The sequence below is a fragment of the Streptomyces sp. NPDC040622 genome (genome assembly GCF_055593965.1).
On the sequence record NZ_JBVIXD010000001.1, the window covers coordinates 231,087 to 254,145 of the forward strand.

At 73.5% G+C, this 23,059-nt stretch carries 22 protein-coding genes and 1 pseudogene; 7 read left to right on the plus strand and 16 right to left on the minus strand.

Annotated features, from left to right (window positions below):
* Positions 1–15: 15 nt before the first annotated feature.
* A complete protein-coding gene (locus ACZ592_RS01070) occupies positions 16–408 on the minus strand; it encodes a VOC family protein (RefSeq protein WP_471579359.1) in 393 nt (130 codons plus the stop codon).
* Between the two features lie 79 nt (positions 409–487).
* Between ACZ592_RS01070 and ACZ592_RS01075 the strand changes: the two genes are divergently transcribed.
* Positions 488–1,039, plus strand: coding sequence for a GNAT family N-acetyltransferase (locus ACZ592_RS01075; RefSeq protein WP_471579360.1), 552 nt, complete (start codon positions 488–490; stop codon positions 1,037–1,039).
* Positions 1,040–1,066: 27 nt separating this feature from the next.
* On the opposite strand, the gene ACZ592_RS01080 is transcribed toward ACZ592_RS01075, so the two are convergent.
* The 4 genes from ACZ592_RS01080 to ACZ592_RS01095 form a co-directional block, all read right to left on the minus strand.
* Positions 1,067–1,750 carry a glycerophosphodiester phosphodiesterase gene (locus ACZ592_RS01080; protein ID WP_471579361.1) on the minus strand — a complete coding sequence of 228 codons (684 nt, stop codon included), beginning with the start codon at positions 1,748–1,750 and terminating at the stop codon, positions 1,067–1,069.
* Between the two features lie 77 nt (positions 1,751–1,827).
* Positions 1,828–1,953, minus strand: coding sequence for a hypothetical protein (locus ACZ592_RS01085; protein ID WP_471579362.1), 126 nt, complete (start codon positions 1,951–1,953; stop codon positions 1,828–1,830).
* A gap of 78 nt (positions 1,954–2,031) precedes the next feature.
* Positions 2,032–2,736: a PadR family transcriptional regulator gene (locus ACZ592_RS01090; protein ID WP_471579363.1), complete on the minus strand. Its 705-nt coding sequence runs from the start codon at positions 2,734–2,736 to the stop codon at positions 2,032–2,034.
* A 72-nt stretch (positions 2,737–2,808) separates the two neighbouring features.
* Complete coding sequence (locus tag ACZ592_RS01095) at positions 2,809–4,359, minus strand: phosphatase PAP2 family protein (RefSeq protein WP_471579364.1); 1,551 nt, start codon at positions 4,357–4,359, stop codon at positions 2,809–2,811.
* 142 nt (positions 4,360–4,501) lie between these two features.
* Here ACZ592_RS01095 and ACZ592_RS01100 point away from each other — a divergent pair, with 142 nt between their 5' ends.
* Positions 4,502–4,882: a DUF488 domain-containing protein gene (locus tag ACZ592_RS01100; RefSeq protein WP_471579365.1), complete on the plus strand. Its 381-nt coding sequence runs from the start codon at positions 4,502–4,504 to the stop codon at positions 4,880–4,882.
* A 15-nt stretch (positions 4,883–4,897) separates the two neighbouring features.
* Here the strand turns inward: ACZ592_RS01100 and paaI are convergent, their stop codons facing one another.
* The 9 genes from paaI to ACZ592_RS01145 form a co-directional block, all read right to left on the minus strand.
* Positions 4,898–5,335 carry a hydroxyphenylacetyl-CoA thioesterase PaaI gene (gene paaI, locus ACZ592_RS01105; protein ID WP_471579366.1) on the minus strand — a complete coding sequence of 146 codons (438 nt, stop codon included), beginning with the start codon at positions 5,333–5,335 and terminating at the stop codon, positions 4,898–4,900.
* A 153-nt stretch (positions 5,336–5,488) separates the two neighbouring features.
* Entirely contained in the window at positions 5,489–6,076 is a 588-nt protein-coding gene (locus tag ACZ592_RS01110) for a non-oxidative hydroxyarylic acid decarboxylases subunit B (RefSeq protein ID WP_471579367.1), read from the minus strand.
* The gene (locus ACZ592_RS01115) at positions 6,067–7,455 is read right to left on the minus strand and encodes a UbiD family decarboxylase (RefSeq protein ID WP_471579368.1); all 1,389 of its coding nucleotides are present in this window, start codon (positions 7,453–7,455) and stop codon (positions 6,067–6,069) included. The genes ACZ592_RS01110 and ACZ592_RS01115 overlap by 10 nt, the downstream gene beginning before the upstream one ends.
* Entirely contained in the window at positions 7,442–8,185 is a 744-nt protein-coding gene (locus ACZ592_RS01120; protein ID WP_471579369.1) for an aspartate racemase/maleate isomerase family protein, read from the minus strand. The genes ACZ592_RS01115 and ACZ592_RS01120 overlap by 14 nt, the downstream gene beginning before the upstream one ends.
* A gap of 112 nt (positions 8,186–8,297) precedes the next feature.
* Positions 8,298–9,227 (minus strand): amidohydrolase family protein, encoded by a 930-nt coding sequence (locus tag ACZ592_RS01125; protein ID WP_471579370.1) that lies wholly within the window; start codon positions 9,225–9,227, stop codon positions 8,298–8,300.
* Positions 9,228–9,303: 76 nt separating this feature from the next.
* Entirely contained in the window at positions 9,304–11,535 is a 2,232-nt protein-coding gene (locus tag ACZ592_RS01130) for a molybdopterin cofactor-binding domain-containing protein (protein ID WP_471579371.1), read from the minus strand.
* A gap of 108 nt (positions 11,536–11,643) precedes the next feature.
* A complete protein-coding gene (locus ACZ592_RS01135) occupies positions 11,644–12,363 on the minus strand; it encodes a GntR family transcriptional regulator (protein ID WP_471579372.1) in 720 nt (239 codons plus the stop codon).
* Between the two features lie 14 nt (positions 12,364–12,377).
* Positions 12,378–13,862: a nucleobase:cation symporter-2 family protein gene (locus ACZ592_RS01140; protein ID WP_471579373.1), complete on the minus strand. Its 1,485-nt coding sequence runs from the start codon at positions 13,860–13,862 to the stop codon at positions 12,378–12,380.
* 121 nt (positions 13,863–13,983) lie between these two features.
* The gene (locus ACZ592_RS01145; RefSeq protein ID WP_471579374.1) at positions 13,984–15,402 is read right to left on the minus strand and encodes an amidohydrolase family protein; all 1,419 of its coding nucleotides are present in this window, start codon (positions 15,400–15,402) and stop codon (positions 13,984–13,986) included.
* A gap of 381 nt (positions 15,403–15,783) precedes the next feature.
* On the opposite strand from ACZ592_RS01145, the gene ACZ592_RS01150 reads away from it, so the two are divergent.
* Entirely contained in the window at positions 15,784–16,791 is a 1,008-nt protein-coding gene (locus tag ACZ592_RS01150) for an alpha/beta fold hydrolase (RefSeq protein WP_471579375.1), read from the plus strand.
* Between the two features lie 77 nt (positions 16,792–16,868).
* Here ACZ592_RS01150 and ACZ592_RS01155 read toward each other — a convergent pair whose 3' ends face one another.
* Positions 16,869–17,663 carry a helix-turn-helix domain-containing protein gene (locus tag ACZ592_RS01155; RefSeq protein ID WP_471579376.1) on the minus strand — a complete coding sequence of 265 codons (795 nt, stop codon included), beginning with the start codon at positions 17,661–17,663 and terminating at the stop codon, positions 16,869–16,871.
* A 357-nt stretch (positions 17,664–18,020) separates the two neighbouring features.
* On the opposite strand from ACZ592_RS01155, the gene ACZ592_RS01160 reads away from it, so the two are divergent.
* The 4 genes and pseudogenes from ACZ592_RS01160 to ACZ592_RS01175 all read left to right on the plus strand — a co-directional run bounded on the left by ACZ592_RS01160 (position 18,021) and on the right by ACZ592_RS01175 (position 22,449).
* Positions 18,021–19,736, plus strand: a complete 1,716-nt coding sequence (locus ACZ592_RS01160; RefSeq protein ID WP_471579377.1) for a dihydroxyacetone kinase family protein — start codon at positions 18,021–18,023, stop codon at positions 19,734–19,736.
* 110 nt (positions 19,737–19,846) lie between these two features.
* Positions 19,847–20,468 (plus strand): annotated as a pseudogene (locus tag ACZ592_RS01165) (MarR family winged helix-turn-helix transcriptional regulator); the annotation flags it as partial.
* Positions 20,469–20,609: 141 nt separating this feature from the next.
* Complete coding sequence (locus ACZ592_RS01170; protein ID WP_471579986.1) at positions 20,610–21,188, plus strand: TetR/AcrR family transcriptional regulator; 579 nt, start codon at positions 20,610–20,612, stop codon at positions 21,186–21,188.
* A gap of 55 nt (positions 21,189–21,243) precedes the next feature.
* Positions 21,244–22,449 carry a GDSL-type esterase/lipase family protein gene (locus ACZ592_RS01175; RefSeq protein ID WP_471579378.1) on the plus strand — a complete coding sequence of 402 codons (1,206 nt, stop codon included), beginning with the start codon at positions 21,244–21,246 and terminating at the stop codon, positions 22,447–22,449.
* Positions 22,450–22,530: 81 nt separating this feature from the next.
* On the opposite strand, the gene ACZ592_RS01180 is transcribed toward ACZ592_RS01175, so the two are convergent.
* Positions 22,531–22,926 carry a TetR-like C-terminal domain-containing protein gene (locus ACZ592_RS01180; protein WP_471579379.1) on the minus strand — a complete coding sequence of 132 codons (396 nt, stop codon included), beginning with the start codon at positions 22,924–22,926 and terminating at the stop codon, positions 22,531–22,533.
* Positions 22,927–23,059 lie beyond the last annotated feature (133 nt).

Consider the following 23,059-nt stretch of genomic DNA (forward strand, 5'->3'; position numbering starts at 1 on the left):
GCTGCCCGGCCGGTGTCAGATGCCCGGCCGGTAGCGGATCGGGTGGTCGTGCGGGACCTCGACGAGCACGATCTCGACGCCGTCGGGATCCGCGATCCACATCTCGACCAGGCCCCACGGCTCGCGCACCGGGGGCCGCAGCACCTCGGCGCCGCGCTGCGCGAGTTCCTCGTGCGCCGCCGCGACGTCCGCCACCTGGAGCCAGAGCCGCAGGCCGGGCGAGGGCGGAGCGTCCGCGCGGCCGGAGACCTCCAGGAAGCCGCCGCCGAGGAAATAGACGGTGCCGCGCTCGGGACCCGTCCCGAACTCGCGGTAGACGCCGAGGCCCAGCGTCTCGCCGTAGAAGACGCGGGAGCGCTCGGGGTCGGTGGGACGCAGGAGCGTCCTGCTGCTCAGTACATGCACCATGCGGCCGCACCCTAGCCGTCCCCGGCGGGGAGTTAGGCTCGGCGGAACCGACCGCGCAGAGATTCGGAGAGTCAGGCCCATGGACACCGCCCCGCACCCCACGTCCGGCGAGCTCGCCTACCGTGACGCCACGACCGCCGACGTCGACGCGATCGTCGCGCTCATCGAGTCGGCGTACCGCGGGGACGCCAGCCGGGCCGGGTGGACCACCGAGGCGGACCTTCTCGAGGGGCAGCGCACCGACCCGCGAGGTGTCGTCGAGGTCATCGAGTCCGAGACGAGCCGGCTGCTCGCCGTCGAGCGGGACGGCGCCCTCGTCGCCTGCTGCCAGCTGGAACACCGGGGCGACCACGCCTACTTCGGCATGTTCGCGGTGAGCCCTGCGCTGCAGGGCGCGGGCCTCGGCAAGGTGATCATCGCCGAGGCCGAGCGGGCGGCACGCGCGACGTGGAACGTCCGCGAGATGCACATGACCGTGATCTCCGCCCGCGAGGACCTCATCTCCTGGTACGTCCGGCGCGGCTACCGCCGTACGGGAAAGATGACCCCCTTCCCGTACGGCGACGAGCGCTTCGGCATCCCGCAGCGCGACGACCTGCAGTTCGAACTGCTGGTCAAGGACCTCGTCTGAGGCCGTGCGGTCCCAGGCCGTGCGGCCCTAGGCCGTGAAGCGGCCCGTCCGCTTGATCTCGGGGTAGTCGGTGGTCGCGCCGTCCAGCTGCAGCGCCCGCACCAGGCGCAGGTCGTCCTGCGTGTTCACGACCCAGCCGATGATCCGCAGGTCGGCCTTCTTGGCGCGCTCGACGATCTCCAGCGTCAGGCGCCGGATGTTGAGCACCAGCGTGGTCGCGCCGACGGCCGTGGCGCGCTCCACCACGTCCGTGCCGTACCGGCTGGCGACGAGCGCGGTGCGCACCCCCGGCACGAGGCGCGCGATCTCGCCGATCGCCTCGTCGTGGAAGGAGATCACCTCCACCCGCGCGACCAGATCGCGCTCGCGCATGACCTCGGCGAGGGCGCGCGCGGCCGAGATGTCCTTGATCTCGGCCTGCAGCGGTGCCTGCACCGCGTCGAGGACCTCTTCGAAGACGGGGATGCGCTCGCCGCGGCCGGCGTCCAGTTCCCGCAGTTCGGCGAGGGTCTTCTCGGAGATCGGCCCCTTGCCGTCGGTCGTGCGGGCCACGTCGGCGTCGTGCATGACGACGAGGGCGCCGTCCTTGCTCAGATGCAGATCCAGCTCGATGAGATCGAGACCCGCCGCTTGGGCGGCGACGAAGGAACGAAGGGTGTTCTCGGGCTCGACACCCATGACCCCGCGATGACCGATGGTGAGGAAGTTCAAGATCCACTCGCTTCCGTCGACGGAGGCTCGGCGGCCGCGCGGCGAGGACGGATGAAGCCACGCGGCAATGTCGCAGCCTAATGGCCCGCCTCGGTGTGGGAACCGGGTGGACGCGAGTGAGTGGAGTCGTCCGCTCTGGTTCCCGCGATACCGAGCAGGAGTCCGGTGATCAGGGCGGCGACAAGGACGGCGCGGGTGCTCACGGGTGCGCGGCTCCGTACGACGGGGGGCGGCTGACCCGGTCCGTCCTACCGCCAGGAGTACCACCGGGGCGAGCCGCTTCACCCGGGGGTGGGCGCGTCCTCGCTGGGTTGACGGGGTCTGGGAGCGGCGGGTGACGCCTTGTCCGGCGAGGTCCCCGTCGCGCCCCCCGCGTCGAGGGCGTCGAGGTCACCGAGCATCGCCTCGGCCAGCTCCACCTCCGACTCCAGGCGCCGCTCGCTCCAGCGGAGCGCCACCTCGGGGTGGGACCAGGCCTCGGCGCCCTCGGCCCGCGCCAGCGCGTCCCGCACCTCCTTGAGCTCGCCCTTCGTCCGCGCGACGTGCTCACCGACCAGCGCCCGCAGATGGTCGGGCGCGGTGAGGTGCCCGAGCCAGACCCGCAGTAGCAGCGGGTGCTTCAGGACGGGCGGGCCTGCGTCCCGGCCGCCGCACGCCCAGGCGGCGAGCGCCGCGCGGCCCTCGTCGGTGATGGCGTACGAGCGCTTGGTGCGGGGCGCGTCGGGCCCCGAGCGCCGCGAGGTGGCGAACCCGAGTGATTCCAGGCGGCGCAGTTCGGCGTAGATCTGGCTGATGGCGGGCGACCAGTAGAAGAAGCGGAGCGAGGCGTCGGCCCACTTCTTGAGCTCGTACCCGGTCCGCTCCCCGGGGAAGGAGAGCAGACCGAGCACGGCCCAGGCGGTCGGCGGCAGCGCGCCGGAGGAGTCGCTGGAGGAGCTGGAAGAAGGGCCTTCTTGCTGCTGCGATGTCGTACGACGGGCTGCCATACGCCGCATTGAAGTGAACGGCGAGCTCCGGGCGCAAGGCCCCGGCGCGGCCCGCCGCCGACGGGCGATCCGTCAGGTCTGATCGCGGCGCGGGCGGCGGTTGGCCGCCAGCGTCATCGTGCGGGCCCGCTGGGCGATCTCGTCCAGGGGCGCGGCGGGGCTGTAGACCGTCAGAGCGCCGTGCCGCTTGTCGAGGACCAGGGCGTCCGGCGCCGGCGCGGTCTCGCCGTCGTACGCGAGGGTCGCCACGTCCGTCAGGCCGCCGAGCCGGAGTGCCTGGACGCGCTCGGTGTGAAAGACCCGGGAGCGCCGCAGCGCGCCGCCCAGGGCGGAGAGGGCGACACGCGTACGGGCCAGCGGTGCCTCGGCGTCGACCGTGCGGACATCGAGGAGACCGTCGTCCATGCGCGGCCGGTGCGTGGGCGCGAGGCCGTTCGGCAGGTACTGGCCGTTGCCCGCGAAGAGGAGCCACAAGACGCGCTCGTGGCCGTCCAGGCGGACCCGCAGCGGCGTCGCCGTGCGCAGCACCTCCAGGAAGGAGACGGCCGCCGCCGGCCACTTGCCGATGCGGCCCTCCAGCTTCTCGCGCTTGCGCACCAGGTCTGGGTAGAGCCCGATGCTGAAGGTGTTGACGAAGCCCGTCACGTCTGCGCCCCCGCCGTCGCGCACCCGCGCCAGGTCGACGCGGACCGCCTCGCCGCGCTGCACGGCGTGCGCGGTGTCCTCGAAGGTGGGTGTGCCCGCGTCCAGGGCGAAGTGGTTGAGGGTTCCGCCGGGGAACACCGCGAGCGGCAGCCCCGCCTCGGCGGCCCGCCGGGCCGCCGCGTTCACCGTGCCGTCGCCCCCGCAGACGCCGAGCACCCCCGCCGACCCCGCGGCCCGCGCCACGGCCTCGTCCAGGAGCTCGTCGAGGTCGTCCGACGGGCCGCGCACCAGGATCTCGGCCTTCGGCAGCAGCAGCTCCAGGTGTTCGCGCGCGGGCAGCCGCCCCGGCACGCCCTTGCCCGACCCGGAGTTGAGGACGACCACCAGCCCCTCGCCGGCCGCCAGCGCGGGAGCCGTCACCCGGGTCCGCCGGTGCTGCGCGGGCGAGGGCCGCGGCGGCCACCAGTAGCAGGTGACCGCGGCGGCCGCCGCCCCGATCGCACAGCCGGCGAGCACGTCACCGGGGTAGTGGACCCCCACGTACACGCGGGAGAAGGCCACGGCGGCGGCGACCGGCGCGACCACGGCGCCGTACCGGGGCGCCTCCAGGGCCACCCCCACGGCGAACGCCGCCGCCGACGCCGAGTGTCCGGAGGGGAACGACGACGTCCACGGCGCCTTCGCCAGGCGCCGCACCATGGGGACCGCATCCACGACGGGGCGGTGCCGGCGCACCACGTACTTCGCGACGACGTTCGTGGTCACCGAGGCCAGCGCGAGGGCGCCCACGCCGCGGCGCGCGGCGCGGCGGGCCGCGGGGCCGCCTGCGGTCGCCAGGACCGCCGCGGTGCCGAACCACAGCCGCCCGTGGTTGGCGGCAGCGCTGAGCGAGGGCAGCACCTGGTCCGCGCCGGGCAGCCGCGCCGACGCCACCCGCTCGAACCATCGCCGGTCGATCCTGCCGATGCGTCCCGTCATGGCCACACTGGATCAGGGTGAGGGGGCGAAGGCCCGTACTGCTCGCCCGAACGGGTCACGCGCGTGTCGCCCGGCCTACCCGGAACACACGGTGCGCCCGGCACGTCCGGCACGTCCGGCACGGTGCGGCGACCATGGGGACATGACGACAAGCCGACCCCTCGACATCCAGGTCAAGCGCGTCTACGACCCCGCGGAGCCCGACGACGGCAGCCGGGTCCTCATCGACCGGCTGTGGCCGCGCGGCATCTCCAAGGAGCGGGCCGGGCTCGACGCGTGGGACAGGGAACTGGCCCCGTCGAACGACCTGCGGCGCTGGTACGACCACGATCCCGCCCGGTACGAGGAGTTCGCCGGGCGCTACCGGCGGGAGCTCACGGAGGCCGACCGCCCCGCCGGCCTCGACCGGCTCCGCGCCCTCGCCCGCGCGGGCCGTCTCACCCTCCTCACCGCGACCAAGGACCTCCCGCACGGGCATGTGCGCGTCCTGGTGGCGGTCCTCACCGGCACCGACGGGGACTGAGGTCCGGTCAGTCGTTCATCGCCGCTCGTCGTTCCGTGTGCCGCGCAGGGTGCGGCTGCGGCCCCGGAACTCGGCGATGACGTCCTCGCCCCGCCGGACGCTCACGTCGTAGATGCCGCTGCGGCCGAAGCGGGTGCGCTCCTGCGCGGTGGCCAGCAGGACATCGCCCTCGTGCGCCGGTGCGACGAAGTCGATGTCGGCGCCCGCGGCGACGGTCACGGGTCCGTGGGTGTTGCAGGCGCAGGCGAACGCCGTGTCGGCGAAGAGGAACAGATAGCCGCCATGGGCGGTCCCGTGGCCGTTGACCATGGCCGGCGTCACCGTCATGCGGACCACGGCGGTCCCTTCGCCGTGCCGCAGCAGCTCGATGCCGAGCCCTCGTGACGCCTCGTCCGCGGCGAACATCGTCTCGACCGGGCCGGGTATCGGGCCGCCTGGAACGTGGGCCGTCATTCTCTCCACCCCTGTGCCGACCGAACATTCGGTTTTGATGCGGCGTCAACGTAAGCCAGCGGGGCCACCGGCTGTCAAGAGGCGGATCAGGCGGATCAGGCGGATCAGGCGGATCGGGTGGACCACGTGGATTGGGTGGATCGGGTGGGCCGCTCAGGGGAGGCGGCCGGGAAGCCGCCCAGCACGGCCGTTCCACCGTCCCGTGCGCGGACCCGGCAGGCCGAACTGGTCCAGGACGCGGGCCACGAGGTGGTCGACGATGTCGGCGACCGTCGCCGGGTGGTTGTAGAAGGCGGGCATCGGCGGGACCAGGGTGACGCCCATGCGGGCCAGCGCCAGCATGTTCTCCAGGTGGATCTCGTGCAGCGGGGTCTCCCGGGGGACGAGCACCAGACGGCGGCGCTCCTTGAGCACGACGTCCGCGGCGCGGCCGATCAGCCCGTCCGCGTAGCCCGCCCGTATTCCGGCGAGCGTCTTCATGCTGCACGGCACCACGACCATGCCGTCGGTGGTGAACGACCCGGAGGAGACGGCCGCCGCCTGGTCCCCGGGCCGGTGCACGACATCCGCGAGCCCGGCGACCTCACGTACCGTCCAGGGCGTCTCCAGCTCGATCGTGGCGCGTGCCCAGCGGCTGAGGATCAGATGGGTCTCGACGTCGTCGAGCTCCCGCAGCGCCGCCAGGAGCCGGACGCCGAGGACCGCCCCGGTGGCGCCCGTGACGCCGACGATCAGCCGCACGCCGCCGGCCCGTCGAGGAGCCGCCGTGCCGTCTCCGCACGGTGCGGATCGATGCGGATGCGTACGCCGTGGAAGTCGGCGCCCCGCGTCGCGTCCAGGGCCATCCGCGACGTCGTGCCGTCCGCGGTCGACGACGGGTCGAGCGGGCTGCCCGGCAGGCCGTCGACGACGAACACGTCACGGTGCGGCTGGAGGTGCGCGGCCGTGGCCCACAGCACGTCCGCGTCGCGGGTCACGTCGACGTCCTCGTCGACCGCCACGACCGTCTTGAGGTACGGGTCCCAGCCCAGCAGCGCCAGCATGATCTGCCGTGCCTGGCCCGGGCGGGCCTGGCGCAGCGCGACGTACGCGTGGAAGTGCGTGCCCGACGTGGGGTAGTGGAGGGCGGTGACCTCGGGGAAGCGCCGTGTCAGCTGGTCGGCCATCTCCGCCTCGCGGGGCAGCCGGGCGAGGTTGAGGTGTTCGGCGCTGTTGCCGCCGACCACGTCCAGGAGCAGGGCGTCGCGGCGGCGCAGGACCGTCTCCACGGTCAGGACGTTGCGGGTGGAGCGGTCCGAGGAGTAGCCGGAGAACTCCCCGAACGGGCCCTCGTCCGCCCGGCGCAGCGGATCGATGAAGCCTTCCAGGACCAGCTCGGCCCCCGCGGGCACGCGGATCCCGTGGCGCGGGGTCTCCACCACGTCGAGCGGCGCCCCGAACAGGCCGCCCGCCAGGGCGCGTTCGTCGTCCCCGGGGCCGACGCGGGCGGACGCGGCGAGCAGGAACAGCGGATGGGCGCCGATCACCATCGCCACCGGCAGGACCCGGCCCCGCTCCTCGGCCAGGCGCAGCAGCTGCCACAGGTGGCCGCGCGAGTGCAGGCTCGTGGCGAGTTCGGTGCGGGAGTGGACCATGGAGCGGTGGTAGCTGAGGTTCCCGGCGCGGCCCGGCGCGTCGGGCGGCGCCTCGGCCGTGATGACGCCGCTGGTGATGTACGGGGCGCGGTCGGACGCGAAGTGCCGGATCAGCGGCAGGGCGGTCAGGTCGACCGCCGAGCCCTGCGCCACGACGTCCTGGACCGGGCCGCGTGCCACCACCCGTGGTTCCCGGGGCCGGGCCGCGGCGGTCTGGTAGGCGCGGTGCAGTCCGGCGCGGTCGGTGCCGAGGAGGCGGGCCAGGCGGGGGCGCGAGGCGAAGACGTTGGTGACCAGCGTGGTGCCGAGGCCCTTGACCCGCGGGCACACCAGCAGGTCGTCCCTGCCGCGCGCCGCCAGTTCCCCGACCAGCGCGGCCACGTCCTCGCCCTCGATCTCCTCCGTCACGGTGAGGACGTCGTCGGTGCCCGCGAGGGTGTCCAGGAACGCGCGCAGGTCCTGCGCCGGGGTCTCAGTGGCTGTCACAGCAGACCCCCGCCCGCTCTTCGCTGGTGAACAGCCGCCCCCACTCAGGGGAGTTGACGCGCAGTCCCAGCAGCTCAAGACCCGTGTGCACCGCGACCCGCGCCCCGTCGAAGACGGGTTTGCCGATGGCCCGCTCGACCGGTGCGGCCACCGGCGCCACCGGCAGCTCGGTGCCCGCCACCACCAGGCACCGCGCGTCGTCCGAGTCCGCGTCGAGCAGCAGCCGCCGCAGCCGCGCCACGGGCAGCTCAGCGGCCTCCCGGGGCGACGCGAGGCCCAGCGCGGTGACCGAGGAGACCCGCAGGCCGGCGGCGAGGTAGGTGTCGGCGATACGCCCCGCGCTCTCCCGCGAGCCCGGGGTGACCAGGGCCAGCGAGGGCAGCCCGTGCCGGGTCAGCAGGTCGAGCTGGCCCAGGGTGACCGTGGAAGCGGGGACGCCCGCCGTCTCCTCGATCGTGCGGGCGATGGCCCGCGCGTGCGCCGCGCCGTGCAGCCCGCACGAGCCGCCGTTCCACACCACGGCGTCCGCACCCGCCTGCGCCAACTGTTGCGCCGCGCGGACCAGTTCCGTTGCCTGGCTGCCGGCGATCGCGGGGCCGCACAGCTGCTCGGGCAGCGACGCGCGGGCCGTGGGGTGGGCGGTCTCCACCGCGACGGGTGCGCAGATCTGCACCGCCCAGCGGCCGGCGCCGAGCGAGGTGGAGGGCAGGAGGTGGCCGATGCGCTGCATGAGGGGTCCGTTTCTCGACGTCGTGCCGACCGGGGGTGACGGGCCGGCGGGGATGACGGGAGGAAGGTGCGAGGCCGCCCTCGGTGCGCAAGGGCGGCCCCGCGCGGCGGAGTTACGCCCGCGATGCCGCGTCCAGCGAGGCGTACGTGTCCTTCAGCCGCAGCCGTGCCTCCTCCTGGTCGCGCGGCGGGGGAGTGGGCTTCAGGCCGAGCAGCTTGGCCATGTTGTTGCCGAGGTACCCCTCCAGGTCCTCCTCGGACAGGTGCATGCCCTGCGGCGGCGGGCCGCACAGCACCTCCAACTCCCGTGCCCACATGCCCGGTTCGTTCGGCGGCGAGTCCGTGCCGAACACCAGCTGGTGGCGCTCCATCTGCTGTGCGAACTCCACGATCCGCGACTGGAGCAGCCAGCCCGACTCCCCGTAGACGTTGGGCGAGTCGAGGATCATGTACAGCGCCTCGAAGCAGTAGACGCCGCCCGTCTGCACCCCGAAGTGCGCCAGGATGAAGTTGACGTCCTTGAACTCCCGGATGATCGGGTAGAACTGCGTCGGGATCGAGTACGGACCGTCCCCGGTGTGGATCAGGACCACGAGCCCCAGCTCGTCGCAGACCCGCAGCACCGGCCGCAGCCAGTCGAGCGCCCGGTCGGGGCGGTAGGCGTGCATGTTGGCGTGGAGCTTGACCATCTTGTAGCCGTACTCCTTGACGTGGAACTCCAGCTCCTTCGCGCCGTTCTCGGGCCCGAAGCGAGGGTTGTACATGAAGTTCCCGATGAACCGGTCCGGATAGCGCTGGACCAGTTCGGTGATGTACGCCATGTAGTCGCGGATGCCCTCGCGCCCGGTCCGCATCCCGTCCTGCCAGACGCTGTTGCCGGGCGGCGGCATGATGCAGCCGTAGTCGATCCGGCGCGGCTTGCCGTTGATCATGTACGGGCCGTCCATCATCTCGATGGTGCGCTCGCCCGTGAAGGGGGAACCGTCGTGCCGCCACGCCTGGTCCACGATGTTCGTGGGGTGCATGTGGGTATCGATGATCAAGGTGCTCGTTCCTTCCCAGCTGGTACCGACCGTGTCTCTGTGGTGGACCGTTCGGGGACCCGGGGCAGGGCCCGCCTCACCCCCCTTCCGCGGTCAGGAGATCGGTGGGCCGCACCGGCACCCGGGGCAGGTCCAGGCCGGTCGCGTCGCGCAGCGCGTTCACGATCGCCGGCGTGGACGACAGGGTCGGCGGCTCGCCCACCCCGTTCAGGCCGTAGGGCGCGTCGGGGTGCGGCAGTTCGAGGAGGTCGATGGGGACGGGCGGCATGTCCGCGATGGTGGGGATGAGGTAGTCGGTGAAGGACGGGTTACGGACCCGGCCGTTCTCCACCCGCAGCTCCTCCATGAGGGCGAGGCCGAGTCCCTGCGCGCTGCCGCCCTCGATCTGGCCCGCCACCGCGAGGGGATTCATCGCCTTGCCGACGTCCTGCGCGGTGGCCAGCTCGACCACCTTCACCAGGCCGAGCCCGGTGTCCACGTCCACCACGGCCCGGTGCGCCGCGAACGCGAAGGCGATGTGCGCGTCGCCCTGCCCGCGCTCGGGGTCGACCGGACGGGTGCGCCGGTGCGCGTACTCGTACTCGCTCTCCAACGGGCCGTGCGCGTCAAGCAGTTCGGTGAGCCCACCCTCACCGAGTCCGACCAGCCGCTCGCGCAGCGCCTGGCAGGCGCCCCGCACCGCGCCCCCGCTCATCCACGTGATCCGTGACGCCGACGCCGAGCCCGCGTCACCGACCCGGGTGTCGGCCGGGAGCACCACCACGCGGTCCACGCCCAGTTCGGTGCGGACGATCTGCGCCTGCACGGTGATGATGCCCTGCCCGCACTCGGCCGCCGCCGTACGGACCTCGGCGACCGGCTCGCCGTTGATGAGCGAGAGCCGCACGCGCGCCACCGAGCGGTCGTCGACCCCGCCGGAGAACCCGATCGCCTTGACACCGATCGCGTACCCGACACCGCGTCTGATGCCCTCCCCGTGCGAGGTGTTGTTGAGGCCGCCGGGAAAGGCGAAGGCGCCCTCGGGGGCGGGCGGCAGCGGGCGGGCGCGCAGTCGCCGCAGCAGCTCGGCGGCGGGTGCCGGGCCGTCCACGGCCTGCCCGGTCGGCAGGACGGTGCCGGTCGTCATGGCGTTGCGCAGCCGCAACTCGACCGGATCCAGACCTAGTTCCCGCGCGAGCCTGTCGAGGTTGGACTCCACGCCGTAGCAGGACTGGACGGCGCCGAAGCCGCGCATCGCCCCGCACGGCGGGTTGTTGGTGAAGACGGAGAAGCCGTCGATCTCGACGTGCGGCACCTCGTACGCCCCGGCGGCGAAGTACGAGCCGTTCGCGATGACGACCTGGGACGTGGAGGTGTAGGCGCCGCCGTCGAAGAGGAGCCGCGCCTTCACGAAGACGAGCTTCCCCTCGCGCGTGGCGCCGTGCTCGAACCACATCGTCGCCGGGTGCCGGTGCACATGGCCGAAGAAGGACTCCTCGCGGTGGTAGCTCATCTTCACCGGCCGCCCGGTGCGCAGCGCGAGCAGCGCGGCGTGGATCTGCACCGACACGTCCTCGCGTCCGCCGAACGCGCCGCCCACCCCGGACAGGGTCAGCCGCACCTTGTGAGGCGGCAGTCCGAGGGCCGCGCACATCTGGTGCCGGTCGTCGTGGAGCCACTGCGTGGAGACGTACACGTCCACGCCGCCGTCCTCGGCCGGTATCGCGAGCCCCGCCTCCGGGCCGAGGAACGCCTGGTCCTGCATGCCGACCTGGTACGTGCCCGACACGACGACGTCCGCCGCGTCCCGGGCGGCGGCCAGGTCTCCGTGCCGGATCCTGACATGGCGTACGACGTTGCCCCTGCCGCCGTCCACGCGCCGTTCGTGCACCAGCGGCCCTGCGTCCGTGAGGGCCAGCTCGGGGTCGGTGAGGGCGGGCAGTTCGGCGTACTCCACCTCGATCAGGCGCAGCGCGCGGCGGGCCGTCTCGGGGTGGTCGGCGGCCACCAGCGCGACCGGCTCGCCCTGGTAGCGCACCCGGTCGGCGGCGAGCACCGGCTGGTCGGCGACCTTCATGCCGTACAGCGGCTGTCCCGGCACGTCCTCGTGGGTGAGCACGGCCACCACCCCCGGCAGGCGGCGAGCCCGCGAGGCGTCCAGGCGCACGATGCGGGCCGACGGGTGCGGGCTGCGCAGGGTCGCGCCCCACACCATGCCGTCCCAGCGCAGATCGGAGGCGTAGGCGAAGTCGCCGCGGACCTTCAGCCTGCCGTCGGGGCGCCGGACGCTCTCGCCGACGCCGTCGCGCACGCCGGTGACGGTGCTCACGATCGGTCACATCCCTTCCGTGGAATTCCGTGGAACTGTCCGTGGGGCCGTGGAGCCTTCCGTGGCGCGGGGCGGGAGCGGGCCGGGGTGAGCGAGGGGGGTGGACGCTCACGCGATGGGGCGTACCGCCCGGTCGTCCGTCTCCGATGCGGGGCCCGCGGTGACGGCCTGGGAGAGCCGGGTCCGCAGCCGCCTGATGTGGTCGCGGGCCGCCTGCTCCGCCGCGTCCGGGTCCCCCGCCGTCATCGCCTCGAAGATGCGCCGGTGCTCGTCCACGGCGAGCCGCGGCGCCTGCGGGCTGCGCCACAGCGAGTGCAGCGCCAGGTGCGCCTTGCCCTCGATGGTGTCGAGGGCGGCGGCCAGGTGGTCGTTGCCCGCCGTCTCGCGGATCAGCCGGTGGTAGGCGACATCCATCTCGATGTGCGCCTGCTCGTCGAACCCGGAGGCCACGAGGGCCTCGTGGCGCTCCAGGAGGCGGCGCAGCTCGTCGACCGTGCCGGCGCCGAGCCGTTCCGTGGCGAGGCGGGCGGCGAGCCCCTCCATCACCTCGCGCACGACGTAGAGCTCGCGCACGTCCTCGATGTCGACCGTGGAGACGACCGCGCCCCGATGGGCGACGTGGGTGGCCAGGCCGTCGTGGATGAGCCGCTGCACGGCCTCCCGGACGGGGCTGCGGCTGATGCGCATCTGGGCGGCGAGCGCGGGAACCGACAGGGCGTCCCCGGGGCGCAGCCGCCCGGCGAGCACGGCTCCCTTCAGCTCCTCGTACGCGCGGTCCGCCAGCAGGCTGCCCGCCGCCACCGGGTTCACCGCCCTCTGCGTCGACATCCTCAACTCCCTTGTCATGGCGTGTCCTTGGCCGGTAATTCGGGCCCGGCAGGCTGTTCTTCATGTTGCATGCAATGTTCTGGCCGGTCAATGGAGCGCGCGTCGCCCTTCTTCTGCCCCGGCAGCCTCAGATGGTGGAAGAACAGGTTGAGCAGCACCGCCGTCAGGGTTCCCAGGATGATGCCGCTCTCAAAGAGTGCATGCAGTTGCCGACCCGGCATCTGCTCGGCGAACTGCGGGAACGCGGTGGGCAGGAAGCCGATGCCCATGCTGGCCGCGACGAGGATCGTGTTGCGCTGGTCGGTCAGGTCCGCCTGGCCGAGGATCTGCACGCCGACGACGGCGATGGTCGAGAACAGCACGATCGTCGCGCCGCCGAGGACCGACGTCGGCATCGACGCCACCACGGCCCCCACCTTGGGCACCAGGCCGAGCAGCATCATGATCACGCCGCTCGCCGCGACGATCCAGCGGGACTTCACCCGGGTCAGCTGGATCAGCCCGATGTTCTGCGAATACACCGTGCTGGGAAAGGAGTTGAGGGCTCCGGCGGCGGCCGTCGCCAGGCCGTCCGCCCGCAGCGCGCGCGTGACGTGCCGCCCCGACACCTCCCGGCCCACGATCCGCCCGACGGCGAAGAACTGCCCGATGGACTCCACCGCGATGATGACCATGACGAGGAAGAGGGAGAGCACGGCCACCGTGTCGAACCGGGGCGCGCCGAAATGCAGCGGCGCCGCCACGCCCACCCAAGCGGAGTCCCCGATCCCGGAGAAGTCCGTGCGCCCGGCGAGCGCGGCGACCCCGGTGCCGATGACGAGCCCCGCCAGCACGGCGACCGTGGCCAGGAACCCCCGCGAGAGCTTGTTGAAGAGCAGGATGGCGACCAACGTGACGGCGGCCAGGCCCAGATGGGCGGGCGACCCGAACGAGCGCGCCGACGGGTCGCCGCCGCCGACCTGCCGGGCGGCCACCGCGAGCAGGGTGATGCCGACGATCGTGACGATGGTGCCGGTGACCAGCGACGGGAAGAACCGCACGAGCCGGCTGAAGACGGGCGCGATCACGAACAGGGCGAGCCCGGCGGCGATCACCGCGCCGAACACCGTCGGCAGCCCCGCCCTCGCCCCGCCCGCCGCGAGGCCCACGGAGACGAGTGAGGGGACGGCGGTCGTCGACGTGCCCTGTACGACCGGCAACCGGATGCCGACGCCCGGCAGCCCGACGGACTGCAACAGGGTCGCGATGCCGCAGGTCAGGAGCGAGGCGTTGACCAGCAGAGCGATGTCGTCGCCGGACAGGCCGATGCCCTCGGCCACGAGCAGCGGCATGACCACGGCTCCGGCGTAGAAGGCGAGGACGTGCTGGAGCCCGTACACGGCGAGCCGCCAGGCCGACGGCACGTTCTCCACGGGGTCCTCCGGTGCGGGGGCCCGCTGCGCCGGGTCCCTCTCCGCGGCCGGGTGGACGTCCTTGTCCTGTGCTTTCCGGTGGGGCATGTGCGTTCTCCCTCCGCCCGACGGGGCGTGATGTTGTGGCGCACGTGCGAGGCCGCGGACGGGCAGCCGAGAGACGGAGATGCGGTGCTGAGGTGGGACCGGGCCGCGGCGCTGTGGAGATTCAGCGCCGCCAGGCCGTGCGCAGACCGGCGAACCCGGCCCGCTCCATGAGGTGTTCGGCCCGCTCCTGGGCCTCGGCGAGCACCGCCTCCTCGTCGACCAGCGGGCAGCGGCCGTCCTCGAAGACGACTCTCCCGTCGACGATCGTCATGTCGACGTCCGAGCCGCGCGCCGAGTAGACGAGGGCGGCCACGGTGCGGTGCAGCGGACGCAGGTGCGGACGGTCCAGGCCGACCACGACGAGGTCGGCGGGCGCGCCGACGGACAGCGTGCCCGCGCCGGTGGCCGCGTACCGGGCGCCTTCCCGCGTGGCGAGCTCGAGGCTGTCCTCGGCCCGCAGCACCGCCGGGTCCAAGGTGTGCTGGCGCTGCCCGAACAGGGTCTGCTTCATCACCTCGAACATGTCCTGGCGGTGGCCCGCGCTGGGCCCGTCCGTGCCGAGCGACACCACGGCCCCGGCCTCCCGCAGCGCCCGCAGGCGCATGACGCCGGAGGCGAGATACGCGTTGGAGGCCGGGTTGTGGGCGACGCCCGCGCGGTGCTCGCCGACCGCGGAGATCTCGTCGTCGTCCAGCCACACGGCGTGGGCGAGCGTCGCCCGCGCGTCGAGCAGCCCCGCGCGGGCGAGCCACTCCACGGGCCGCACGCCGTACGCGTCCAGGTAGCTCGCCGGATCCTTGGCGCCCTCGCAGCAGTGCGTGTGCCAGCGCGTGTCGAACTCCGCGGCCAGCGCCACCGATCCGGTGACCAGCTTCTGGTCCGCGTAGCCGAGGTTCAACGGTGCGGGCCACACGCCGACCCGGGCCCCGGGCGGCCGGCGCGTCAGACACTCGCGGGTGAGTTCCAGTTCCTCCGCGGTGGAGTAGCGGAACAGCGCTTCGGGAAGCCCGCGCGCCGCCGCGACGGCCGTGCGGTCGCCGAGCATGCCGCGGGCGATCGCGCCCCGCAGGCCGGCCGACTCGACGGCGTCGGCGACCGCGAGCACGGTCTCGGCGTCCGTGGGCGCGTAGTGGTGGTCGACGACGGCCGTGATGCCCGAACGCAGCGCCTCCACCGCGCCGAGCGTCGCCGCGACGCGGGCGTCGTCCGGGCCCACGGCGATCGAGTACGGCCACATGAACTCGCAGAGCCACGGCCAGATCGGCAGCCCTTCGCCCAGGCCGCGGGCGAGCGACTGGAAGAGGTGGGTGTGCCCGTCGGTGAACCCCGGAAGCACGGCACGGCCCCGGCAGTCCACGGTTCTGGCGGCCCGCCAGGCGGCGTCGACGTCCGCCGCGGGTCCGACGGCCGCGATGCGGTCGCCGACCACGGCGACGGACCCCGGTTCGTGCACGGCCCGCTCGTCGTCGACGGTGACGACGCGGGCGTGGGAGAGCAGGAGATCGCAGGTGCGCGGTCGCTGATGGTTCGTCTCTGTCACCGGAGCCCCATCTGTTCGACGGCATGTTCCATATTGCATGTAACGTATTCCGGCCACCGTGCCTGTCAACCCCCGGCGTACGGAACGGAGTTGACGCCCGGCGGGCGTGGGGAACGGAAGGGAGGGTGCCGCACCGGGACGGACATCGCTCCGGAGGGCACGCGCCGCACTCGGCATGGCGACTCGTCACGGCGCGCGCGGCGCGGTGTTCACGGTGTTCGCTGTGTTCGCGGTGTTCGCGGTGTTCACGGTGTTTTGCCGAAACGGCAACGAAGATCGCCGCGCCGCACACCCCCACACATGCTGGAGAAGGCCACTCTTGCGGTGGTCACGAGCGTCGGAGCCCGCCCGGGACCCGGCACGAGCACCTCAGGAGGATCCATGTCCGGCACCAGGCCCCTGTCCGACACGCAGCCCGCCACGGACCGCACGCACCGGCTGGTCCCCTCGCCCGCGGGCCGGATCCACCTGGTGGAGCAGGGCGCCGGGCCCCTCGTCCTGCTCGTGCACGGCTTCCCGGAGTCCTGGTACTCCTGGCGCCATCAGCTCGGGGCCCTGGCCGCGGCGGGCCACCGCGCGGCAGCCGTCGACATGCGGGGCTACGGACGCTCGTCACGGCCCGCGGACACCGCCGCGTACCGCATGCTCGACCTCGTCGAGGACAGCGTCGCCGTGGTGCACGCGCTCGGCGAGGAGACCGCGGTGATCGTCGGCCACGACTGGGGCGCGAACGTCGCCGCGCACTCCGCGCTCCTGCGGCCGGACGTCTTCCGCGCGGTCGGCCTGCTGAGCGTCCCCTACACGCCGCCGGGCGGCCCGCGCCCCAGCGAGGCCTTCGCCGGTCTCGGCGGCGACGAGGAGTTCTACGTCGCGTACTTCCAGGAGCCGGGCCGCGCCGAGGCCGAGGCCGAACCCGACGTACGGGGCTGGCTCGCCGGCTTCTACGCCGCGTTCTCCGGCGACACCCTGCCGGGCGCCGGCACGCCGGACCCGCACTTCGTGAGCCCCGGCGGGCGACTGCGGGACCGGTTCCCCGCGGGGAAGCCGCCGGGCTGGCTCGACGAGCGGGACCTCGACGTCTACGCGGGGGAGTTCGAGCGGACCGGGCTGACCGGCGCCCTCAACCGCTACCGGAACATGGACCGGGACTGGGAGGACCTCACCCCGCGCTTCACGGGCGCCCCCATCACCCAGCCGTCGCTGTTCGTCGGCGGCGCCCTGGACGCCTCGACGACCTGGCTCGCCGACGCGATCGAGGCGTTCCCCGACACCCTGCCCGGCCTGCACGCGGCGCACGTCCTCGACGGCTGCGGCCACTGGGTCCAGCAGGAACGCCCCGCGGAGGTGAACCGGCTCCTGACCGACTGGCTCGCCACCCTGTCCGACTGACGTCATGGGCGCACAGGGCCCGGCGCCGGGCCCGCCGGTGAGCGGACCGGGTGGGCAGGAGTACGTGCCGGGCGGCCTCAGGGGAACGTGACCGACGGGTCCACCGGGGTGAGGACCAGCCAGCGCAGCGCCGTGTCGCCGTAGCGCCCGTACGCCGCGACACGCACGTCGACGGGGTCGGGCGCCACCAGCGGGAAGAACATCGGGCGTGCCGCGTCGTCGGGGGCCGGGCGGCCGTCGTCGGTACGGTCCCACAGCTCGGCGACGCCCGGCTCGCGCCGCACGGTGCGCACCACCTCGTCGAGGCGCGCGTTCTCCGGCCAGCGCTGCCAGGCCAGGCGCAGCCGCCCGAGCAGCGGGACCGCCCACTTCGTGTCCCAGTCGCGCAGCTGGTAGCGGGCCTCCGCGGAGAACGCCCAGGTCATGACGTTCGCCTCCGCGTGGACCAGCCAGGGGCAGTGGCGCGCGGCGACGGCATTGGCGTCGAGTACGTCCCACGCCTGGTCACAGATCCAGCTCACCCTGCGCTGCTGGTGCAGCAGGTCGAGCAGCGCGGCATCGGGCCGGACGCCCTCGACCGGGGTGCGGGGCGGCTGGTGGCCGGTGCCCCGGTACAGAGCGTCGGCCTGCCGGGGCGACAGGTCCAGGATCCGGACGACGCCGGCGATCATCTCGCGCGCGTACGTGCGGTCCTCGCCCCGCTCCAGCGCGCGGTACCAGCGCTCGGAGACGCCGAGGAGCAGCGCCATGTCGAGCTGGGTGAGGTACTTGCGGTGGCCGCGGAAGGGGACGGGGTCGGCCGGCAGTGCGGGGTCCCGGGCCATCCGCCGGCCGCGGAGCATCCGCCCGAGATCCACGCGTCGCGCGTCCATCAACGGTAAAGACCTCGCAAAGAAGGGGTTGTCGTGCGAAGAGTGCCGCGAGCCCCGCGCGGATCGCCGCCCGGTCCGGGGCACGGTGTCAGCCTCGCACACGGGCGCGGACACCGGAACGCGAGCGTGCCGGTATCCGTGAGTGCCGACCTTGGGAGCGGCGGGCGACGAGGGTGGGCGGCGCGGCACCCGGCACCATCGGAACTCCGGAGTGCCGGACGGCCCGACCGGCCCTTCCGCCGGGCCGACCGCACCAGTACGCGAGCCGTCGCGTACGCCACTCGTACGCGAGAGGCCCGCGCACCACCCGTACGCGAGCCGCCCGCGTACCCCCGCACACCTACGGAGAGTTCAACGATGAGCCACTTCTTGCCGGAGACCGATGCCGTGCTGACCGCCGCCCGTGGGCTGGCCCTGGCGCACAACGGCATGATCGAGGTGAACAGCAGCCCGCTCTACCTGTGGGCGCGCGACGCGGACCCGGCCCGCACGGTCGGCCTCGTCTCGGGCGGCGGTTCCGGGCACGAGCCCCTGCACACCGGCCTCCTGGGGCGCGGCGGCCTGGACGCCGTCTGTCCCGGCGAGATCTTCGCCTCCCCGCACAACCGGCAGATCTACGAGGCGAGCGCGGCGGCGGCCAAGAGCGGCGGCGTGCTGCACATCGTCAAGAACTACACCGGCGACGTGATCAACTTCCAGATCGCGGCGGAGCGGCTGCGGCACGACGGGATCTCCGTCGCCACGGTCCTGGTCGACGACGACCTGGCCACGGACAGCGCGGACAGTGCGACGGGCCGCCGGGGAACCGCCGCCACGGTCGTCGTCGAGAAGCTCCTCGGCGCGGCCGCGGACCGGGGCGCGACCCTCGACGAGCTCGCCGAGCTCGGGCGGCGGATCGTGGACCGCTCCCGCAGCGTCGCGGTCGCCGCCCGCGCCCAGACCTCGCCCACCACGATGAGTCCCGCCTTCGCGCTGGACGAGGGGACCCTCGACTACGGCGTCGGCATCCACGGCGAGCGCGGCATCCGCACCATCGCCCGGCCCGCGACCGGCGACCTCGTGCGGCGGATGACCGACGACCTGCTCGACGCGCTGCCGGAGGGCCCCGACGAGGTGCTCGCCCTCGTCAACGGCCTCGGCGCCACCACCGAGCTGGAGCTCAACGCCATCGCCGTGCTCCTGAGCGACGAGCTCACCGCCCGCGGCCTGCGACCCGTCCTGGTCGTCCCCGGCACCTTCACCGCGGCGCTGGACATGGCGGGCTTCTCGCTGACCCTCACCAGGCTCGAGGACGGGTGGCCGGAGCTGTGGGCCGCCCCGACCCGCACCCCGCTCGTCCTGCCGCGCCCCTCCCTCGACCGGGACCCGGCAGCCACCACCGCGCCGCAGGCCCCCGAGAGCACGCGGGCCGACGTACCGCAGGCGGGCGGCGACCGCGCGCTCCTCGACCGGTACGCGCAGACCGTCACCCAGGTGCGCGACAACCTGACCAAGCTCGACCAGCTCGTGGGCGACGGCGACTTCGGCGACAACCTCGCCGGTGGCGTACGGCGGGCGGTGAAGCTGGCGGACGAGACCGGCATGGACGGCACGGCCGCTCTCGCCCAGGCCTTCCTGGACGACGTGGGCGGCACCAGCGGCCCGCTGTTCGGGCTCCTCTTCCAGCACCTCGCCGCCGCATCGCCGGCGGACGGCGGTGCTCCCTCGGTCGCCGCGCTCGCGGACGCCGCCGCGGCCGGTCACGCCGCCATCCACCGGGTGGGCGGCGCGAGCCCCGGAGACTGCACGCTGGTCGACGCCCTCGCGCCCGCCGCCGAGTCGCTGGCCGCCGCCCGCGACACCGACCCCGAGGCCCCGCTCACCGACGCCGCCCAGGCAGCCATCCGCGGCGCCCTGGCCACCGCGTCGCTGCGCCCCCGGCGCGGCAGGGCCAGCTACGTGGGCGACCACGCCCTCGGCGTGCCGGACCCGGGCGCCCTGGCCGTGGCCCTGCTCTTCATGGCCCTTGCGGACATCCACGAGCCCGCCACCGCCCCGCGCCTGCCCGCGCCCGGCCACATCACGGTGCCCTGACCGGCGCGGCGCCCTGACCGGCCGGTCCGCCCCGGTCCCGCCGCCGCCCGCCCGGGTCTCCGGTCCGGCCTTCGTTCCCTGACTGAGGTCAGGGAACGAAGGCCGAAGAGATCGATCAGGTACGGCGGTTCAACCGCACCGTCACCGAACGCGTGGGCGTGCTCCACGACCGCCACCTGGGCCGTGACAGGCCCGTCGGCGAGGCCCGCCTGCTGTGGGAGATCGGCGAGGACGGGCAGGGCGCGCGCCGGCTGCGTGAGCGCCTCGGGCTCGACTCCGGTTACGTCAGCCGCCTGCTGCGCGCGCTGGAGACCGACGGCCTGGTGGCGGTCGAGCCGCATCCCCGTGACCGCAAGGCCTGCACGGTCCACCGGCCGAGGCGGGCCGCCGCCAACGTGCCCTGCTCGACGAGCGCAGCGACGAACTGGCGCGTTCCCTCCTGGCGCCGCTCAACCCCGCGCGGCGCGCCCGTCTCGTCGCCGCCACGGCCGAGGCCGACCGGCCGCTCACCGCTGCGACGGTCACCGTGGAGGCCGTCGACCCCGACGGCCGCGGATGCCCGTTCCTTCCTTCCTGCGTGCTTACTCCACCGAGCTGGGGGAGCGCTTCGACACCGGCTTCGCCCCCGCGCGGAGCCTGCTGCCCGACGCGGGCGGGCTCCGGCCGCCGCGCGGGCTGTTCCCGGTCGCCTGTACACACGGCGAACCCATCGGCTGCGCCGGGCTCAAGCTGGGTTCCGCCCTTCAGCGACGAGCCGTACGCCCGCCACTGGTTCGAGAAGCGAATCGGGCCCGTACAACCTTAAAGACGTTCCTATTTGCCTAAAGCCTTTAGGCAAATGCATACTCGGCGATGTCGAGAGAGGGGTACGTCATGGTGCGCGTGGGGCTGACCACGGAACGACTGGTCCGGGCCGGGGCCGAGCTGGCCGACGAGGTCGGATTCGACCAGGTGACCGTCTCGGCGCTCGCCCGACAGTTCGGCGTCAAGGTCGCGAGCCTGTACTCGCACGTGAAGAACTCCCAGGCCCTGAAGACAGGCATCGCCCTGCTGGCCCTGGCGGAACTCGCCGACCGGGGAGCCGACGCCCTGGCAGGACGCGCGGGCAAGGACGCCCTGGCCGCCCTGGCGAACGTCTACCGCGACTACGCCCGCGAGCACCCCGGGAGATATGCGGCGGCCCAGTTCCGGCTCGCCCCGGAGGCGGCCGCCGCGAGCGCCGGAGGCCGCCACGCGGAGATGACGCGGGCGATCCTGCGCGGCTACGACCTCACGGAGCCGGACCAGACGCACGCGGTCCGCCTCCTCGGCAGCGTCTTCCACGGCTACGTAAGCCTCGAACTCGCAGGCTCCTTCAGTCACAGCGCCCCCGACAGCCAGGAGACCTGGACGCGCGTCATCGACGCCCTTGACGCCCTCTTGCGCAACTGGCCGGGCCCGGACGGGACCTGACTCACTCTTCGGGGACCTGAATCTGTCCCCTCCTATTGATCAACAGGTTGAGGCTATGAACAACGTTGAGGCCATGAACAACAACGACCACCACTGGATCACCACACCCATCACCGCGGACCTCCTGCGCGGCGCCCTCGACATCGAGCAGACCGAGCACGGCGTGCTGCCGCACCGCCTCCCGGCACGGGCTCGCGCCCAGAACACCGACGGTCAACTGGCCATGGCGGAGTCCCAACCCGCCGGCGTCCGCCTGGTGTTCCGCACCCGTGCCCGTGCCATCGAGCTCGACGCGCTGCGGACCAAGCGGGCCTACACGGGCGCCCCGCCGCGCCCGGACGGCGTCTACGACCTGCTCGTCGACGGCCGCCCGGCCGGCCACGCGAGCGCCACCGGCGGCAACATACTGACGATCGACATGACCACGGGGACGGCCGAGTTCGCCGCCGGACAGCCCGGCACGCTGCGCTTCGCGGATCTGCCCGACGGCATGAAGGACGTCGAGATCTGGCTGCCGCACAACGAGACCACCGAACTCATCGCGCTGCGCACCGACGCCCCCGTCGAGCCCGCGACGGAGACGAACCGCAAGGTGTGGCTGCACCACGGCAGCTCGATCAGCCACGGCTCCGACGCCGCGAGCCCCACCACGACCTGGCCCGCGCTCGCCGCCTCGCTCGGCGGCGTGGACCTGATCAACCTGGGGCTGGCGGGCAGCGCCCTGCTCGACCCGTTCACCGCGCGCACCCTGCGGGACACCCCCGCCGACCTGATCAGCGTCAAGATCGGGATCAACGTGGTCAATGCCGACCTGATGCGCCTGCGCGCGTTCGGCCCCGCGGTGCACGGCTTCCTTGACACGATCCGCGAGGGGCACCCGGACGTCCCGCTCCTGGTCGTCTCGCCCATCCTCTGCCCCGTCCACGAGGACACCCCCGGCCCCTCCGCGCCGGACCTCAGCGACTTCAGCGAGGGCAAGATCCGGTTCAAGGCCATGGGCGACCCCGCGGAGCGGGCGGGCGGCAAGCTCACGCTCAACGTCATCCGCGACGAACTGTCCCGCATCGTGAAGCAGCGTGCGGCCGACGACCCGCACCTGTACTACCTCGACGGCCGCGAACTCTACGGTGCCGAGGACTCCGCCGAACTGCCCCTGCCCGACGACCTCCACCCGGACGCCGCCGCGCACCGGCGCATCGGCGCGCGCTTCGCCGAGCGCGCGTTCGCGGTCGACGGCGCCTTCTCGGGCGGGACGGCCTGAGCGGATGGTACGGCCTGAGCGGACCGAACGGTCTGAGGGGATGGCAGGGCCGAGTGGATCGTGCACCGCGCCGCCCCGCGCTCAGGTCCGGAACACCCGCCAGAACGCGAGAGCCGTGTCCCCGGCAGGGGCGGGGGAGCCGCCCGTGATCCACGTGGCGATGACGCCGGTCATGGCGCCCGCCAGGTAGTCGGCGTGCGTCTCGACGGGGACGTCGTCGATGCCGGCGGGCCGGCGTCCCGTGCGGAAGGCCGAGGTGAGTTCGGCGGCCAGCCGTTCCCGCATGCGGACGGTCAGTGACGCGCTGCCCTGCGGGCCCAGCATGCGCCGGTACAGGGCCGCGCTGTCGGCGATGTGCCGGAACAGGGCGTCCAGCGGGTCGGGCACCTCATCCCGGGGCGCGTCGAGCGGGCAGAGCGCGCCGCTCGTGCCACGTGAGCCACCGCCGACGGCGACGACATCAGCGACCGCCGCCACCTCCGGGCACTCGCCCGGCGCTCCGGATTCGCCGAGGGTGCCCGGCTCCTGAGCACCGAGGCGGGCGACCGCGAAGTACGGGCAACCGTCCGCGCGGGGCCTCCGTCGGTCACGCGGAACCTCTGTGGAATCC